At 42.6% G+C, this 18211-nt stretch carries 15 protein-coding genes; 4 read left to right on the top strand and 11 right to left on the bottom strand.

The genetic code is table 11. The annotated features are described in order from the left end of the window. The first annotated feature begins 93 nt into the window (after nt 1-93). From H6614_04190 to H6614_04205, 4 genes are all read left to right on the top strand, one after another. The gene (locus tag H6614_04190; GenBank protein ID MCB9242847.1) at nt 94-1401 is read left to right on the top strand and encodes an acetyl-CoA hydrolase/transferase family protein; all 1308 of its coding nucleotides are present in this window, start codon (nt 94-96) and stop codon (nt 1399-1401) included. 69 nt (nt 1402-1470) lie between these two features. Next, nucleotides 1471-2154, top strand: coding sequence for a 7-cyano-7-deazaguanine synthase QueC (gene queC, locus H6614_04195; GenBank protein ID MCB9242848.1), 684 nt, complete (start codon nt 1471-1473; stop codon nt 2152-2154). Next, entirely contained in the window at nt 2154-3305 is a 1152-nt protein-coding gene (locus tag H6614_04200) for an AI-2E family transporter (GenBank protein ID MCB9242849.1), read from the top strand. The genes queC and H6614_04200 overlap by 1 nt, the downstream gene beginning before the upstream one ends. Before the next feature lie 25 nt (nt 3306-3330). Beyond that, a complete protein-coding gene (locus tag H6614_04205) occupies nt 3331-5118 on the top strand; it encodes a phosphoenolpyruvate carboxykinase (GTP) (GenBank protein MCB9242850.1) in 1788 nt (595 codons plus the stop codon). Nucleotides 5119-5259: 141 nt separating this feature from the next. On the opposite strand, the gene H6614_04210 is transcribed toward H6614_04205, so the two are convergent. The 11 genes from H6614_04210 to H6614_04260 form a co-directional block, all read right to left on the bottom strand. After that, nucleotides 5260-5625 carry a nuclear transport factor 2 family protein gene (locus tag H6614_04210; protein ID MCB9242851.1) on the bottom strand — a complete coding sequence of 122 codons (366 nt, stop codon included), beginning with the start codon at nt 5623-5625 and terminating at the stop codon, nt 5260-5262. A gap of 119 nt (nt 5626-5744) precedes the next feature. Continuing rightward, nucleotides 5745-6083 (bottom strand): T9SS type A sorting domain-containing protein, encoded by a 339-nt coding sequence (locus H6614_04215; protein MCB9242852.1) that lies wholly within the window; start codon nt 6081-6083, stop codon nt 5745-5747. Nucleotides 6084-7304: 1221 nt separating this feature from the next. Then, nucleotides 7305-7889, bottom strand: a complete 585-nt coding sequence (locus tag H6614_04220; GenBank protein MCB9242853.1) for a hypothetical protein — start codon at nt 7887-7889, stop codon at nt 7305-7307. A gap of 19 nt (nt 7890-7908) precedes the next feature. Beyond that, a complete protein-coding gene (locus tag H6614_04225; protein MCB9242854.1) occupies nt 7909-8274 on the bottom strand; it encodes a DUF2200 domain-containing protein in 366 nt (121 codons plus the stop codon). Between the two features lie 28 nt (nt 8275-8302). Beyond that, on the bottom strand, nt 8303-8947 hold the full coding sequence (gene pdxH / locus H6614_04230) for a pyridoxamine 5'-phosphate oxidase (protein MCB9242855.1): 645 nt from the start codon (nt 8945-8947) through the stop codon (nt 8303-8305). Then, nucleotides 8948-9745, bottom strand: coding sequence for a hypothetical protein (locus H6614_04235; protein MCB9242856.1), 798 nt, complete (start codon nt 9743-9745; stop codon nt 8948-8950). It abuts the gene before it with no gap. Nucleotides 9746-9793: 48 nt separating this feature from the next. Continuing rightward, nucleotides 9794-11020 (bottom strand): hypothetical protein, encoded by a 1227-nt coding sequence (locus H6614_04240; protein MCB9242857.1) that lies wholly within the window; start codon nt 11018-11020, stop codon nt 9794-9796. Between the two features lie 120 nt (nt 11021-11140). Beyond that, nucleotides 11141-12028, bottom strand: coding sequence for a hypothetical protein (locus H6614_04245; GenBank protein MCB9242858.1), 888 nt, complete (start codon nt 12026-12028; stop codon nt 11141-11143). 80 nt (nt 12029-12108) lie between these two features. Next, a complete protein-coding gene (locus H6614_04250) occupies nt 12109-14259 on the bottom strand; it encodes a T9SS type A sorting domain-containing protein (protein ID MCB9242859.1) in 2151 nt (716 codons plus the stop codon). A gap of 77 nt (nt 14260-14336) precedes the next feature. Beyond that, a complete protein-coding gene (locus H6614_04255) occupies nt 14337-16445 on the bottom strand; it encodes a T9SS type A sorting domain-containing protein (GenBank protein ID MCB9242860.1) in 2109 nt (702 codons plus the stop codon). A 19-nt stretch (nt 16446-16464) separates the two neighbouring features. Further along, nucleotides 16465-18207 (bottom strand): glycoside hydrolase family 3 C-terminal domain-containing protein, encoded by a 1743-nt coding sequence (locus tag H6614_04260; protein ID MCB9242861.1) that lies wholly within the window; start codon nt 18205-18207, stop codon nt 16465-16467. Nucleotides 18208-18211 lie beyond the last annotated feature (4 nt).

Below are 18211 nucleotides of genomic sequence, written 5' to 3' on the forward strand. Positions count from 1 at the left end.
CCCTTTCATTATGTTTATATTTAGAAGCTTATTTCCAAAAACACCAATATATCCTAAAAAGTTCTGAGAAAAAATTCACAAAATAACCTATAAATGCAGAAAAAAACTCCTAAAATTGTATCTGCCGAAACGGCTTTAAAAGCCATAAATCCGGGGGATAATGTATTTATTCACTCAAACTGCGCCTACCCGGAGATACTTGTCGAGGCTCTATGTGACCGCTATGAAGAGCTGAGTGACGTAGTAATATCGCACTTAATGACATTCCAGAAAGCCCGCTATGTGGACGTGGGGATGGAAAATTATTTTACACATAATTCACTATTTACAGGGTCTAATGTAAGGAAAGCTGTGAACGAGGGGAGAGCGGATTTTACGCCGGTGTTCCTATCGGAGATACCGATAATGATGGAGCATGGAATAATCCCCGTCGATGCGGTGCTGTTGCAATTGTCTCCGCCGGACGTGCACGGGTTTTGTTCCTTCGGGGTGAGCAATGAGTGCTCGAAAGTGGCGGCTGAGTGCGCGAAGACGGTTATAGCGCAGATAAATCCCAATATGCCGAGAGTGCTGGGAAATAATTTCATAAATATAAATCATATCGATTATATAGTGGAAGCAGACACGCCGATCGCGGAGCTCCCAATGACAGCAAAGAATCTTTCCGATGAGGAGAAGTCGATTTACCAGAGGATAGGCGCGAACATCGCGTCGCTGATAGAAGACGGTTCGACTTTACAGATGGGAATAGGAGTGATCCCGGACGCGGTACTGCCATATCTGACAGAGAAAAACGATCTTGGTATTCACACGGAGATGTTTTCAGACAGTCTCATCGATCTGATAGAGAAGGGAGTGGTTAATGGGGAGAAGAAAACTTTTCTGCCCGGTAAGGTGGTATCATCATTTGTGCTGGGAAGCAGGGGGTTATTTGATTACATAGATAATAACCCGCTGATAGAATTCAGGGGATCAAAGGAGGTGAACGATCCGTTTACGATAGCGAGGAACAACAAGATGATCTCTATAAATTCAGCTATAGAGATAGACCTATCGGGGCAGGTGTGCGCGGATTCGATTGGGACGAAGATATATTCGGGATTCGGCGGGCAGGTGGACTTCATAAGGGGAGCGGCGAGGTCGGACGGAGGAAAGCCGATAATCGCAATCCCGTCCACTGCAAAGGGCGGTACAATCTCGAAGATAGTGCCATTCCTGACGCAGGGAGCGGGTGTGACTACGACGAGGGCGGACGTGCATTATGTGATAACAGAGCATGGAATCGCAAATCTATTCGGAAAAACGATACGCGAGAGGGCAAGGGCGCTGATAGATATAGCGCATCCGGATTTCAGGGATGAACTGGAACAAAAGGCAAGAGAAATTAAGTACTTATGGTGAGGGAGGAGTCAAAAACAGACTTCAATATAAGGCTTATTATTAGTAACTTTTATTTTTACGCGGATTTGAATGGATAGAGAAAAGGAAATAGCTGTGGTGCTGGTGAGTGGTGGAATGGACAGCGCATTGACGGCGGGGTATGCTCACCGTGAATATGAGCTTGCATTTCTGCACGTGAACTACGGTCAGAGGACGGAGGAGAGGGAGCTAAAGGCATTTAATGACATAGCTGAGTATTACGGTGCGGATAGAAGACTGGTCGTGGATATTTCACATCTCAAGGACATAGGCGGATCGTCGCTTACGGATGAAAAGATGGAGGTCGCACAGGCAGACCTGGATTCTAAGGAGATACCGACAAGCTATGTGCCGTTCAGGAACGCAAACATACTTTCGATAGCAGTGAGCTGGGCGGAGGTACTCGGTGCAACAAAGATATACATAGGAGCGGTGGAAGAAGATTCGAGCGGATACCCGGATTGCAGGAAAGAGTTTTTCGATGCATTTAATAAGATGGTAGAGAAGGGTACAAAGCCCGACACGCATATAGAGGTAGTTACACCAATAATCGATCTAACAAAGAAAGATATAGTTTTGAAGTCGGTGGAGATGGGATCGCCTCTTCACCTGACATGGTCATGTTATAAGAACAATGATGAAGCATGCGGAGAGTGCGACAGCTGCGCATTACGGTTGAGAGGATTCAAACAGGCAGGGGTGGAAGACCCCATTAAGTATAAAGTTTTAGCATAATGGATCTAAAGTCTCCCCAAAATACAAAATACCTCAGAGCGCTTACGATCATCGCATCGATATTGCTGGTTGGTTTCGCGGTTTTTGTATTGAAGGAGCTACAGGGAATACTCGTTCCGCTCGTAATAGCAATATTCATAGCGCTGTTATTCCAGCCTTTTTACAGATGGATGAAGTCGAAGAAGATACCGGGGTTTGTAGCTATCATCGTAATCATCCTCATCATTGTAATCATTTCCAACATCACAAGCGTATTTGTCTATGCGGGGATAAACTCCATTACGGCTAACTCAGTATATTATGAGACAAAGTTCACCGAAATGTACATGAACGCCGCTCATTTTTTAAAAATCTCGCCTGACCAGATCGCAAGCATACAAGAATCACTGCAGTTAAAAAACCTCATGATGGAGAGCAGTGTTACGGGCGCAGTATCGGGAATATTTTCCGGGATATTGAGTATATTCAGTAATTTTGTTTTGATATTAATATACGTGATATTTTTGCTGTCGGAATTCGGAAGTATGAGGAAGCGTATTGTCAAAGCATTTACACAAGAGAAAGCGTCCGCTTTGTACAAGACATTTACGGATATATTTGATGACGTAAGGAAGTATATAATCGGAAAGACGTTACTGTCACTGGCGCAGGCGATAGTGATATGGGTGATACTGTTCTTTGCCGGAGTAGAGTTCGCGTTTATGTGGGCTTTCATTTTTTTCATAACGGATTACATACCGTATATAGGTTCGATAGTGGTAACGGTATTCGTAGGATTCGCGATGATATTCCAGTTCGGGGATTTTCTATACCCGGTATTTATTGTCGTGCTATTGACCGTAGTGCAGAACGTAAAGGGTAACATGGTCGAGCCAAAGGTGCTTGGCGACAGGCTGGACCTCAGCCCGATATTGCTGCTCGTATCGCTATTGTTTTGGGGATATGTATGGGGTATTGTCGGAATGATACTGGCGTACCCGATAATGAGCATGATAAAGATCGTGCTAATGAACTTCCCGCAAACAAGGTCTATAGCAATACTGATGAGCTATAACCTGACATCGAAGAATTATATGGAGATGAAAGAGTCGTCCAAGCTGGACAGGCTATTAAAGAAAACAAAAATAAAAGATAAATTAACCGAAGAATAAAAAAATCTAAACTTACGGAGTAAAAATGACTGACAATCAAAAACTCAAAGACTGGGTGGAGGACGTAGCCGGTCTTTGTAAACCTGATAAAATTCATTGGTGCGACGGATCAGACGAAGAAGCGGCGGAGCTGATAAAGCTATGCATCGACAACGGATCCTTTACTAAACTAAATGATGAAAAACGTCCAAACAGTTACCTGGTGAGATCAGACCCAAATGACGTTGCGAGGGTTGAAGACAGGACATTCATATGTTCAGAAAAGGAAATAGACGCAGGACCAACTAACAACTGGAAAGATCCTTCGGAAATGAGAGAAACCCTCATGAAGCTTCTCGACGGAAGCATGAAGGGAAGAACGATGTATGTAATCCCGTACAGCATGGGACCGCTTGGCTCAAACATTTCTCATATAGGTGTTGAAATCTCAGATTCTCCATACGTGGTGCTAAACATGCGTATTATGACAAGAATGGGACAGAAGGTGCTTGACACTCTTGGAAACGGCGATTTTGTGAAGTGTCTGCATACTGTAGGTTATCCGCTGGAAGAAGGTCAAGAAGATATAGCATGGCCATGTAATGACAACAAGTATATAGTTCATTTCCCGGAAGAGAGGAGCATAGTATCCTACGGAAGCGGTTACGGCGGAAATGCGCTACTCGGTAAAAAGTGTTTCGCGCTCAGGATAGCATCTGTAATGGCGAGAGACCAGGGGTGGCTTGCAGAGCACATGCTGATAGTAGGAATTACATCACCAGAAGGAGAGAAAAAGTATATAGCGGCGGCTTTTCCGAGCGCATGCGGTAAAACCAACCTTGCAATGCTCACACCGTCCCTTCCGGGGTGGAAAGTGGAAACGGTGGGTGACGACATTGCCTGGATGAAATTCGGCGAGGATGGAAGACTATACGCTATAAACCCGGAAGCAGGATTTTTTGGAGTGGCGCCGGGAACGTCTTATAAGACGAACGCGAACGCTATGGAAACCATGAAAGAGAATTCGATATTTACTAACGTCGCACTAACCGATGACGGCGACGTATGGTGGGAAGGAATGACAGATGAGAAACCGGCTCACCTGATCGACTGGCATGGAAATGACTGGACTCCGGCATCGGAGACGCCTTCATCGCATCCAAACTCACGTTTTACGACCCCGGCAAGTCAATGCCCGACGATAGACCCCGCATGGGAAGATCCTAAGGGAGTTCCGATCTCGGCAATAGTATTCGGTGGCAGGAGAGCGTCATTCGTTCCTCTTGTAACGGAAGCATTTAGCTGGCAACACGGAGTATTTTTGGGAGCGTCGGTGTCATCGGAAATGACGGCAGCGGCTGCAGGAACGATAGGAAAGCTAAGGCACGATCCGTTTGCGATGTTACCTTTCTGCGGATATAACATGGGAGACTATTTTAATCACTGGCTGGAAATGGGTAAGAACGCACCGGACAAAGAAAAACTGCCGAAGGTATTTTACGTGAACTGGTTCAGGAAAGACGGCGACGGTAACTTCATGTGGCCCGGATTCGGAGATAATATAAGGGTGCTTAAATGGATAACGCAGAGGGTGGATGGACGATCTGACTTTACGGAGACGCCGATAGGGAATCTACCGGCAGAAGGAGCGATAGACACGACAGGGCTGGATATTTCAAACGAAACGATGAACAAACTCTTCACACTGGATAAGGAAGAGGGGCTCAGAGAATCCGAGGAACTGGCAGATTATTTTAAGATGTTCGGCGACAGGCTTCCGAAAGAGATCCAGGAGGAAGCTAATGCGTACAGAGATAGATTCGTGAATTCGTAAGTTGATTGCTATATTGATATAACAAAAAGGCGAGTGAGAACTCGCCTTTTTTGTTACCTCACCCCCAGCCCCTCTCCTTATAAAGGAGAGGGGAGTTAGAGATAAAATTATTATCAAATTCCATGTTAGATATTGAACAAATTATTCAGCTGTGAGAGGTGAATTGTCTATGTAGATAAGATAATCTTTTATCTTATCGCCGTCCATTTTGAATATATTAACAAACTCTACAGGAACAACTTTATCATCGAGGCGAGTATAGGTAACGCGTCCCTGCCAGACGATATCGCCTTCATCATCGACCCAGGTTTTGAGTATTTCGTGAGAGCTTCCTTTTATTGTCGAGAAGAACCAGTCCACGACCTTTTCTATTTCAGCCGTACCATAAACGGCAGGGGCATTACCGAAGCGGAACTGTCCGTCGGGAGTTATGAAAGAAGCGAATTTTTTCGCGTCTCTTGCATCAATCGATGATGCTACATCTTCCAGAAATGATCTTACATCCATTATAAATCAATTTTGTTTTTAGATAATCCTTTAAAATAATAATTTTGGAATTTTTCTTAAACGTAAAAAAACCCCGCATTTATGCAAATACGGGGCTAAAATGTAATTTTGTAAGGAATTTATTTGAGTAATACCATTTTTTTCGTTTCTCTATAGTTTCCGGCTGTAAGGGTGTAGAAGTAAACTCCGCTGGATAGATTCGAGGCGTCGAAATTATATTCGTATTCGCCTGCGGTATGGTAACGGTTAACAAGAGTGGATACTTCTTTGCCGAGAGAATTATAAATTTTTACGACAGCAACGCCGTTAGTTGGTATAGCAAAACGGATCTTTGTTGACGGGTTGAACGGGTTAGGATAATTTGAGTATAATTTATACTCGTTCGGAACGATGCCCGTTTGATTTCCAACATTCACAAGTGTAGATGGATCGTAAAGCGAAATATATTGGCCAACCATTGTTGTTATTGTTCTAACCAACGCGCCGGTAGATGAATTGATCTCATGTAACCCTGCCGGGTTGGTTGTAAGGTAGTTACCGTTTCCCAGTTTGTAAACACCGTAATTGGTTGTTACGCCATTCAAAAGGGAAGTCTGGTTTCCGGCTGAATCGAAAGTCACAATCCCTGCCGCAGTTCCGGTAAGATTAGCAACAGCGAAGCTGTCACCTGGGTGAACGTAAATTTGCTGGAAGAAATTATAAGTGCCGGTAATTCCGACGCCGATATATGTACCGTCGAAAGTATATTTGTTCAATTTTGTACCTGCGCTCATACTGACAAGAAGGTCACCGGAACGGTATGCAAGATTGAACGGACTAGTAATATTGGTATCAATAAATGTGCCAAGATTAACTCCGGCGGTATCGAACTCCTGTATGGTGTTTGTGTTTGCGCCTGCGCCGACTGCAACCAATAGATTGCCATTAGGACGAATAAGTATTCCTCTAACGTTGTCGAGAATAGAGGTATTGACGCCACCCATGGGAGCGAATATTCCGAGAGAAGCACCAGTCGTATCATACTCAAAAACCCCGTCGCTTACTTGATCTGATACAAGGATAGTCGCGCGTGAAGTCAATAAAGCGAGCTTTGGGGTTGCGAAATTAGGAGTGCTATTCGGAAAAAAGTTAGGATCGACCACGTCACCGGTTTGGATGTCAACCATGACTATTCTATCCAGCCCTGAATCAGGCACTAGAAGCCATGGTCCATTACCTCTTTCATGTACTTCAGGATCGAAGAGTCCGTTGGTATTATCGATAAGTTCGCCATTTCCGTAATATATTCTGCCTGTGGAAATATCGTATTGAGCAATCAGTTCGTCGTAGAACATTGTCTTTGAACCGATCTCAGGGTGAGCGAAATTCGTAATTACACCGTAAACTATTTTTCCATCTTCCATACCCATAACATCAATTTTGATATTACCGGGAAGAAGAACACTGAGCGGCATGTGATTAGATCTTGCCAGGTCCCGAGCTTCTTTAAGGTGCGCCTGCCTGTCTTGCTGTTTAAGCAGGAGGTCCATAAAGCTTATGCGCGGCGATGCTGTGGTTGAAAGTGCCGTTATAAAAAGGATACTCACTCCAAGAACGATTCGAAAAAGTAAAGATTTCATTGTTATCCTCCGGATGATTTATATTCTAAAATATAACTTTTAAAAAAGTAAATTAAAACGTTAGTTGTTCTCTTTTTTCAGGTCTTCGATAGTTTTACCTGAAATGACGGATTCGTCTTCTTTCAGAATGTCTTTTTTTGTGGCGTATTCGTCCTTTTTCTTTATGAGGAGCCATGCGTTATCCTGCTTAGCGGATCTCATGTGCACGAGCGCAAATTCTCCTTTGAGTTTTTCGCCGTGAAGGATGAATTTTAGGTCGCCTTTTTTGAGTCCCTCTTCCAACACTTTCTCGTTTTCTTTTAAGCCCGTGACTCCGGGAGCATTATAATAACCGCGGTCCCACACAATTACTTCGCCAGCGCCGTAATTTCCCTTAGGGATAACACCTTCGAAATTCCTGTAGTCGAGAGGGTGATCTTCCACGCGCATGGCTAGGTGTTTTACGGAGGGATCCATTGAGGGACCTTTTGGAATGGCCCAGCTGGGCATTACGCCGTTTAGTTCAAGGCGGAAATCATAGTGGAGGTGGGAAGCATTATGTTCCTGGACGACGAAGTGAAGTTTTCCGGATTCCTTTTCTTTTTTCCCGGCGGGTTCACCGGATTCTTTAGTGTCACGTTTTTCGTTGTACTTTTTGAGAGTCATGGATTCTAAGCGGAGATTTCTATGCTGTTCTTAAAATTTTATCCATCTTTTTCCCTTTAGCTAATTCATCAACTAACTTATCAAGATATCTTACCTGTTTGGTTAGGGGATTGTCAATTTCTTCTATCCGGTATCCACAAATTGTGCCTATTATCAAGTTTGCATTTGGATTTAGCTTTGCTTTCTTAAAAAAGACTTCAAAGGATGCTTTATCATCAATTAATTTTTGAAGCTTTTTATCGGTATAGCCAGTCAGCCATTTTATTACCTGATGGAGTTCATCTTTTGTCCTGCCTTTCTTCTCGACTTTTGTGATATAGTGTGGATAAACCGAAGCAAAGGTCATTTTTGCTATCCGCTCATTATGTTCGGGAGTAATTTTCATTGTTTGATTTATTGTTTTGGTGGTAGATCTAAGGGTTGAGTCTAGTTATCACCCAGTTACCGTTTTCAAGTTTATATGTAATACGATCGTGCAGGCGGTTTTCGCGTCCCTGCCAGAACTCAAATTCATCCGGGACAAGCCTGTATCCGCCCCAATTTTCCGGCATAGGTATTTCTTTCTCGTTGTATTGAGCGGAAGCGATGTTGAATTTTTTAAGAAGTTCATCACGACTTTCCAGAGGGGCGCTCTGATGCGAAACGAATGCTGCTATCTGGCTATCGCGTGGACGTGAGTGGAAATATTCTTCAGATTCCTGCGCAGAGATCTTTTCGATCTTCCCGTCTATCCTGACCTGTCTGTGGTGGTCGCTCCAATAAAAGAGGAGCGACGCATATGGATTTATGAGAAGGTCGCGTCCTTTACGGCTGGAGTAGTTGGTAAAGAATACGAAACCGCTATTGTCGAATTCTTTAAGCAGGACAATGCGCGCGCCGGGGCGGTTATTTTCTCCGCAAGTGGATAGTACCATTGCATTGGCGTCGGGACGATCCTGTTTGAGGAATTCTTTGAACCATGTATCAAATTGTGTGAACGGCTCAGGGGAAACATTCTTTTCGTCCAATTCACCGGACTCATAGTCAAATCTCATGTCTTTCAGGTCGCGGTTTACCATCTATTTCAAATATAATGATTTCATAGAATTCTTTATCGAGTCGGAGATTATTTCTTTGCCAACACCGGAGTTAGAAATCGAAGTGCTGATTATCATTGTATTGTCGTCATTATTGAATTTCTTGTCCCCGTTTGAATCTTCGGTGATATACATATAGATACGGTCGTTTGCATCATCGGTCTTCCAGTCGATGAGCTGTATCCTGTCAGGAGAGATTTGCCTGACATCCTTTCCGTAAAGGGAGCATTTATAGACGGTCTCACCGTCGTCGCCATCTATGTCATTGTCATTATTGTAATCCTGTTCAGATAGTGTGAATATAATGAAATTGCCCTGCGTGGTGTCAGCTCCGCGTTCTGACGGGATGTAAAATTTATTAATAAATGCTTTGCGGTCGAGCAGTGAGTAACACGTACTGTCAGAGCTATTGTAAAATAATACGTTGTACATATTGCCATAGTTGAGCCTATTATAGCTGTCGGAATATCTGGTGTAGAGCTGTTCAGGTGAAAAATACTCACGCTTGAGCTTTCCGAATATATCTTCATCCGTGCTGGCGAGACGTACCGGTATTAATACGTAGGGTGAATTTCCAAGCAGGTACGGGTTTCCGTAAACGATCTTCATTTGTACTTCCTCGGCGTCCTCATCTTCATCTTTGCCGGATCTTTCAAATTTCTCCGACCTGTCTTTATCTTTTTCGGCATCTTCGTCTTTGTCTCTGTCCCTAAAGCGGTTGCAAGCCACCACTACCGCAAAGAGGACAAAAACGGCTAAAATAAATTTAAACTTTCCCATAATCATCCTTTTTTTATTAAAATAACAAAGCTTTTGGTATTAATAAACTTATTTCCTAATCAGATCAATATTGCCGATGTATTTGCTCATAATTTCCTCGGAAGGAAATTCGACATTTTCGTTGTATAGGTATTTATTAAAGTAATTAACCATAAGTTCATCCATCAAAGGGATAAAAGTGATCTGATTGACGTCACCGGTGAAGGATCCTTTGTCGAATACAGGTGGATAGGCTATCATATCGGTAAAAGCAAAGTGGTATGTCTTTGGGATAATAATAGTGTATAGATCGCCGGAGCCGGACTTCAGTATGGCATCGTTCATAAGTTTGTTTGCGTCGCTGTAAATCATAGCGTAGCTGAAATTGAGATCCTTTCCCAGCAGGTCACCATACTGGAAGCCGTCCATATTCATTACAGCTTTGATACGGCTGTCGTAGAGGGCGAGCTGTCCGGACATAGCTCCACCGAACGAATGTCCGAGAGCGCCAATATTTTGTTTGTCCATTTTGTCCAGCAGAAATAAGGGGATCATACCCGACGGACTGTCGAGTTGGTTTAGGAGGAATTCCGCATCTTTTACCCATTCCTTGAGGCTTTCCTGCGCGATGGGGGAGTTTTCAAGAACGCTTTTGGTTGCTTCTATTCTCTCTTCATCCGTCGAGGCATTTTTCATAACGGCATACTCCATGAGATTTTCCTGAAGCATTTGATTAGCGCGTTCTTCAGAAAGGTATATAGATTTGCCCCCGGTTTCGATTTCAACAGATTCATACGGGTGTGTAAGGCTAAGGACGATAAAGCCATTCGATGCAAGTTCCTCCGCCATAAAGGTATAAAGTTCGGGTATTCCCAACCCGTACCCGTGTGAAAAAATAATCACCGGGTATGAAGAGCGGTTGCCGGAGACAGTCGCGTTTACGTAAGAGTTCGTATTAACTTCGCCGATAAGGTCGAAAAGTTTTTCCGGGATGTCGAACATGTTCCAGAAATATTTCAGTGTGTCAGCATTGTAGCCGGCGAGATATTTAAGGGTTACATTCCCGGATACATCATCAGCGGGGTACCACGCGCGTACGGTGAATTCACGGAAGTCGTATTTTTCCTCGGTAAATGTTTCTTCCCGATAAACATCTTTTAGAGTGAAATTCGTTGTGCCTACGCTGTAATTACCTGTGGGGGTAGGGAGTGAGAAGGTCTGAGAGAAACCGTGAAGGCTCAATAAAAGAAGTAAAGCAAAGAAAAGCGTTATTTTTAGCAATATGTATCTTCGCATAATTCAAATTACCAAAGAGGGATCGCAAATAAAATGATATAAAAAAGAAGGGAAGACCGAAGTCTTCCCCGTTCTCATTTAAACGATATCGGAGGGATATCTTGGTAAAATGAGAGACTCTTAGAAAGTGAACGTCATACCTACCTTGTAGGTATCGAAGCTTAGCGGTGCTTCTCCTCCAAAGGGCCAGTTCATCTCTGAGCGTCTTAGCTCGTAGATACCATATGAGTATCCGCTCCTCAAGGCAAAGTTTACGATTGTACCGAGTATAGGAGAGTTGTGCATTACATTATCTATGAATTCACCCAGAAAGAATGAGCCGACAGTTTCAACGAGCATGCTACCCATTTGCACTGCAAAGAGGTGTCTCGGAAAAACGATGGCTCTTTCATATTTAGCCTGCAGTGTGATTAGCGGCACGATCTGCAAGTTAATACCGCTCTCGGTCAGTGTACCGAAGCGGAATGTTTCGTTGAAATTACTAAGGAGATCTGCGTCATTCTGTGATAATGTAACGTTGTCTTTCATGTCAAATCTCGACCATACGAATGCGCCGGAAGTATAAGGCATGATAGCGCTTTTGCCAAGCTCTACGCCATAACCTTCTTTGTAGCCGAGTCCGAATCTCCACGTTTGGGAATTCAGTTCGTTCGTATTGAGATTTGAATTAAGATCTGTGGAAGCGAGACTCAGGAATGAGTACCCGTTTCTGTATTTAAGTACACTCTTACCGTATCTGCTATTGCTTTGAGTAGAATAACCGAGTTTAAGCTCGAGCATTCCGGCGTTATTTATTTTTTCATTAAGTCCATTCAGACTTATATCAGAAATACCATAGGACATTTCCAGGATAGGTTTATCGAGGAACCTGCCCCTGGGGAAATCGTGATTTGTAACGACTTCCTGTTTAAGGTTGCTTAAGTCTATGGTACCAATATCTTGTGAAAATGAATTGTTGGAAAGAAGCAAAAGAAAAGAAAATAGCGAAATAATAGTAGTTTTTGTCATCCTCAGCCCCTCAAAATTAGGTTTATTATAGTTTAGATGTAAGTGGGACCAAAAAGGTTGCATTAAATATGAAAAAAAAATTATTTTAAAAACGTCATTTTTCGTGTAGAAATGAAACTTCCGGTTTTGAGTATGTAGAAATAAATTCCGGATGAAAGGTTCTCCGGGTTCCAACAGTAGCTGTAAGAGCCGGGTTTGAGATCTTGATTTACGAGGGTCGAAACCTCTCTGCCGGTGATGTCATATATCTTCAGCTGAACGAAGCCATTTTTGGCAATATCGAAAGCGATATTTGTAGATGGATTGAAGGGGTTGGGGTAATTTTGATGCAGTGAGAAACCGTCGGGAATTTGCGAAGAAATTTGATTAATGCCAGAGGTAAAATTACCACCTCCGTTAGTTGTTTTTAAAATTGTTGCGTTTTCCCCAACAATAATTCCAGTGTTATCATTAAAAAAATGGATATCATACAAATAATTATTTGTTGGTACATAAAGTGGATACCAGTTCTCACCAAAATTAGTACTTTTATAAATTATACCTGTGCCAGCAAGGTATCCTACACTGTCAGATGAAAAATAAGTATTCTGAAATATTGTGGTTGCAAGAGTTCCGGGCAGTTTTTGAGTCCAATTTATTCCTCCGTTAGTGGATTTAAGAAGTCCTCTACCGGCCGCATATACAGTATTTTGATCGACAGCATATAAAGATAAAATATATTGATTATCCAGGTTTGAAATAAGAGCCCAGTTTTGTCCGGAATTGGTTGTTTTATAAATTGAAGCCATATATGGATGGACATAACCGGAAAGGAAACCGGTATTTTCATCGGCAAAGATAATGTTATCCAATTCAATATTACCAAGATTCATATGTAAAGACCAATTATTTCCTGAATCGGTAGTTCTAAAAATATTTCCGTCATTATCTACAGTATATCCAAGTGTTTGGTTAACAAATTTAATACTTTGTAAACTGCCTGATGGAATAGCAATAGAATCGGCAACGAACCAGTTATTACCCCCGTTCGTTGTTTTAAGCAAATCTCCATTCCAACTATTTCCTCTCACGCAGTATCCTGTTGAGCTGTTAATGAAATCAACATCCGCAATATGATTATAAATTGTTGAAGTAAGGGTATTGACATTATTCCAATTTTCGCCGCTGTTGGTTGTTTTTAAAAGCGCTCCGGTCCACCCTACAACGAAGCCGGTATTTTGGTCAATAAAACATGCAGATAGCAATCTTGTTGAGGCAGTCCCATTTCCTGTAGGACCGCTAATATTGCTCCAGTTTAAACCACCATTTGACGTTGAGATAATATTATTTGATCCAGTGATATAACCTGTATTAACATTATCGAAATGCATTTCTAAGGGATGGAAGATACTGTATTCTTTCTCGGTCCAGTTTGCACCAGAATTTGTAGTAAAGTACAAGCTTTTTCCCATTACGTATCCAGTCGAGTAATCGAAAAAGTGACCGTAGCCGCCTACCAGGGAATCAGGATTACCAAGAGTATCCCATGTTAAGCCACGGTCGGTTGTCAAATAAGTAAGGTAATCGTGAAAAGCGAACCCGGTATCGCTATTAATGAACTGCATGTTGTTAACTAATCCTAGGCTGGTTATTATTACCGTCCAATTAATACCTCCGTTTGTAGTTCGGATCAATGATGCGCCAGGGAATAAAACGTCTCCTCCGCAAACGAGTCCGGTATCCTTATTAAAAAAGTGCAAGTCCCTAACCTCAATTATAGAATTTACAGACCTTGGCGGGCTCCAATTAATGCCTCCGTTCGAGGTGGTGAATAATGAGTATCTCGACAGGAGGAAACCATTATCCGTATCAAGGAATTGAATTGCCCTTGAGGATAAGCCATTTGGGTAGATATCAGTCGATATTACGGACCAGTTTAATCCGGCGTTTGTGCTTTTTATGAAAAAGCCACCATTACCATACGTTGCAGCATAGTAGGTATTTTGGTCGTAACAAGATAGGGCGGTAATATCGAACCTTAGATCCGCAACAGTATTGGAAAACTGCCATGTTACACCCCGGTCTGTTGTCATCTGAACTGTTCCACATTCTCCGACACTTACAAATTTTCCTGAGATTATCTTAAATGTATTAATTGAATTGCCCTGCGGGAATGGGTTTGTCCAGTACCATTGAGCGTAAATATTTGTAAAAGGTATTAAAAGTATGAAAAGAAGTAAAATTTTTTTCATGGCAGAAATTAGTTAATAGCGGGAGCCTTAACTTAAATTAAATATAAGTATTAAATATTTAAATATTCACACTAAATTTATTTCAACAAAAGCATTTTTCGTGTAGAAATAAAGCTTTCTGTTTTGAGTGTGTAGAAATAAATTCCGGATGAAAGGTTCTCCGGGTTCCAGCTGTAGCTGTAAGAGCCGGGTTTGAGATCTTGGTTTACGAGAGTCGAAACCTCTCTGCCGGTGATGTCATAGATCTTCAGTTGAACAAAGCCATTTACGGGAATATCGAAAGCGATATTTGTAGATGGATTGAAGGGGTTGGGGTAGTTCTGGCCTAAAGAAAACTCCTCAGGGACGGTATTGGAAATGGTATGAATTCCAATTATGTCGTGATTATTATAGTAATACAGCCCTCCTTTAAAATTCCCGACGAAAAGATCGGGGTCGGTGTCATTGTCGATGTCCACGAATTCAGGGCAGGAATTGCGTCCGGCATTAATATTTTTGAATGTGTGAGTTTGGAGAACGAAGTTAGGAACAGAAGGAGTGCCCTCGTTTTTATAATATGAAATATAACCGTCACGTTTACCGATGAAAAGGTCATAGTCATTATCACCGTCGATGTCGTAAAAGCGTGGAACGCTTTCATCGCCTACATCAATACCCGCGTAGAATTTAGTGCGGAAGACGAAGTTGAAATTCGATGCAGTGCCGGTATTTTCGTAATATTGTATGCGTCCATTATTGTCGCCTGCGTATAGGTCATAGTCTCCGTCATTATCGAGATCCACAAGAGCGGGTGTATTTGCCTGCCCGAGACTGTCTACTCCGATGGTATTAAGATTTGCCTGGAAGACAAAATTGAAATTTGATTGCGAGCCGGTATTCTTGTAATATTTTGCCTTACCAAGGAAGTAGCTTCCAACTATCAGGTCGAGGTCGCCGTCATTATCGAGGTCAGCCAGCGCCGGGGAGTAATTAAAACTCTCGTACTGCAAGGGCAATGTATCAATTTGCAATGTGAACTGCGGGAGATTAGCAGTACCGGTATTCTTATAGAATGAAACTACCTGGTCGGTAGCACCGACGAGCATATCAGGCAGACCGTCGCCGGTTAAGTCAGCAATTGCGATGTTACTATTACTGCCTACATCCACAGGAACGAGGTAATTGTCTGTTGTTTTTTGGAAAAGCGGATTGTTTGCAGTACCGTTGTTTTTGTATAAGACGAAATTATCGCGTGTCTGTGATGCGTACAGTACGGAAACGAACATGTCCAGGTCGTTATCATTATCAATGTCTACGAGGCGGACGGAATTATATCCGAGCGATTCAAAAGGCTGATTGCCGGGGTAATTGCTGTCCACAATAACCATGTTCGGATCAGAGACAGTGCCATCGTTTCTTATATAATAAATTCCCTTGGAGAACAGGTCGCCAAAGAAAAGATCGAAATCGTTATCATTGTCCACATCGGCGAACTCGAATGCGTTTGCGCCGTGCCGTTCGTCGTCGGTTTGAAGCAGTGAGCCCGGTTTGTCGGCGGGTGAAATAATCAGAATATCTTCCCAGACATCGGTAATGTATTTAAAGTTGAATGCCGATGGAGTGCCGATGTTTTCGTAATACTTGATGCTTCCAATCGAAACCCCGGTGAATAGATCGAGGTCACCGTCATTATCCATGTCCTTAAATATCGTGTGACAACTCTGGTCCGTAAGGATCGTCGTGTCGGTATTTGTTCTTAATTCATTAACAGTGAGAGTGAACTGCGGATTGGTTGGGCTTCCCGTGTTTTTAAAATACCTGCATGTTTGGTTAGCCCATCCCGCGAAAAGGTCATAATCATTATCATGGTCAATGTCGGTAAAGTAGAACCATGTTTTAATATCGAGTCCAAGATATTTTTGAGAAATCAGCTGGAACTTAGCATTCTGCGGTGTGCCGATATTTCTATAAAAGTAAAGGGTTGTATCTTTATCGAAAGTAAACAGGTCATAGTCATTATCACCGTCGATATCGACGAATTGATAGCGGGTATCATCCAAACCTCCATTAAACGGCGCCATAGATTCACTACCGTGAACAATGAATTTTATGCCGTCATAGCTCTGGACAAGATCCTGGGAGTAACCATTTTGCACAAAAAATGCGGTTAGGGACAGGGAAATCAATATTATATACAGGTGTCTCATTAGCTTAAATATATAATATTTATTTCATCAATCCAGTTCCGAATTTATACTCATCTGATATGGAAACAGGAAGTTTTCCGTTGAATTTGATCTCGCCGAATATCGCTCTGATCGTGGCGGATATGGATGATTCACCATCACCGTAAGCGCAGATATACGCGGGGGTTTCAAGAAATCCCTGTATGAGGTATGGATTTCCAAATGAAATGACGATAACCTTTTTGCCGGTTGCAATGAGGCTTTTTATAAGATCGAGCTGTGACTGCGGAAGACCGACAGTGCCGGTCTTTATTTTTACTTTTGCATAAATGGGTACTACTATTACGTCGGCATTTTCTACCGATGCTAATATCTCATTTGAATTTGTTACGTCACCATTGACGGAGGTGTAAGAGTAGTTATTAAATTTACTTTTAGCAACTTTCTCGAATTCATCTTTAAAGAAACCGGTGTTTGCGGTTTCGAGACCGTTATTGATTGAGACGACGGCGCAATTTTTCCCGGACATATCACTAAGGGGCAGGGCATCCATATCGTCTTTTACGAGTGTGATGGAAGCTTCCGCAATTATTTTAGAAAGGTCCTGTGCTTCCTTTGAATTAATTGTGTTCACTGCTTTCTCGACATCTACGATATTGTTTTCGAATAGTCCGAGCCAAAGTTTTGCTTTGAGGATCTTCCTCACGGATTCATTTATTCTTTCTTCTGTTACTGTTCCGTCATTAACTGCTTTTTCGATAGCGTCGATGGTTTCTTTTTCGCCCTGTGGCATAAGAATAAGGTCGATACCGGCTTCAACACACATCACAGCAACCTGTTGCGTAGTAAAATGCTTTTTGATCCCTTCCATATTAAGCGCGTCGGTCACGATAAGACCTTTATAGCCCATGTAATCTATCAAAAGGTCTTTAACGAGCTTTTGAGAAAGTGAAGCGGGCACGAAAGGCTCATGCTCGACAGCCGGAAACGCAAGGTGCGCAATCATAATTGACATAACATTATTCCTGATGGCAGAGAAATAAGGAACGAGTTCGACAGAATCAAGCCTGTCCATGCCGAAATTCAGCACAGGAAGGTCATTATGCGAGTCGATGTCGGTATCACCATGTCCGGGGAAGTGTTTCGCGGTGGCAATAACTCCACCGTCCTGTAGACCTTTTATCATGGCATCTGCTAATTCTGAAACAAGGTACGGATCCTCACCGAAAGACCTAACATTAATAATGGGATTGTTGGCGTTGTTATTTACATCTACGACCGGAGCGTAATTTTGATGAATACCCAGAGCCCGGCATTCCATTGCGATAATCCTTCCCATGTGATAGGCAAGGTTAGGGTCGCGAGTAGCGCCGATGCCCATATTATTAGGGAAGAGGCTTCCGTCATCGAGACGCATCTTGGTACCGCGCTCGAAGTCGGCTGATATTAAAAGTGGAATGTTAGATTGTGTTTGAAGGTCGTTTATCAGTTCCGCTTCATCCCTGGATGTGCCCTGGAAGAAGATGAAACCGCCTACTTTTTCTTCGTTGACAGCTTTTTGCAAGCGCTTGTATTCATCACCGGATTTGTCTAATTGGAATCCTTTAGAAGAGGAAACGAGCATTTGCCCGATCTTTTCGCGCAGTGTCATAGAGGAGAGTTTTTCCTCAATGAAGGCGGATGTGTCGGATGCAGTTGTGACTTTATCGAGTGATCTTTCCGGACCTGTGTAAAGAAATCCCGATAGCATTAATACTACCGGGATTATTAAAAATCTTTTCAATTAA

The sequence above is a fragment of the Ignavibacteriales bacterium genome (assembly GCA_020635255.1).
In the GTDB taxonomy this organism is placed as follows: domain Bacteria; phylum Bacteroidota; class Ignavibacteria; order Tepidaquicellales; family Tepidaquicellaceae; genus JAEYVS01.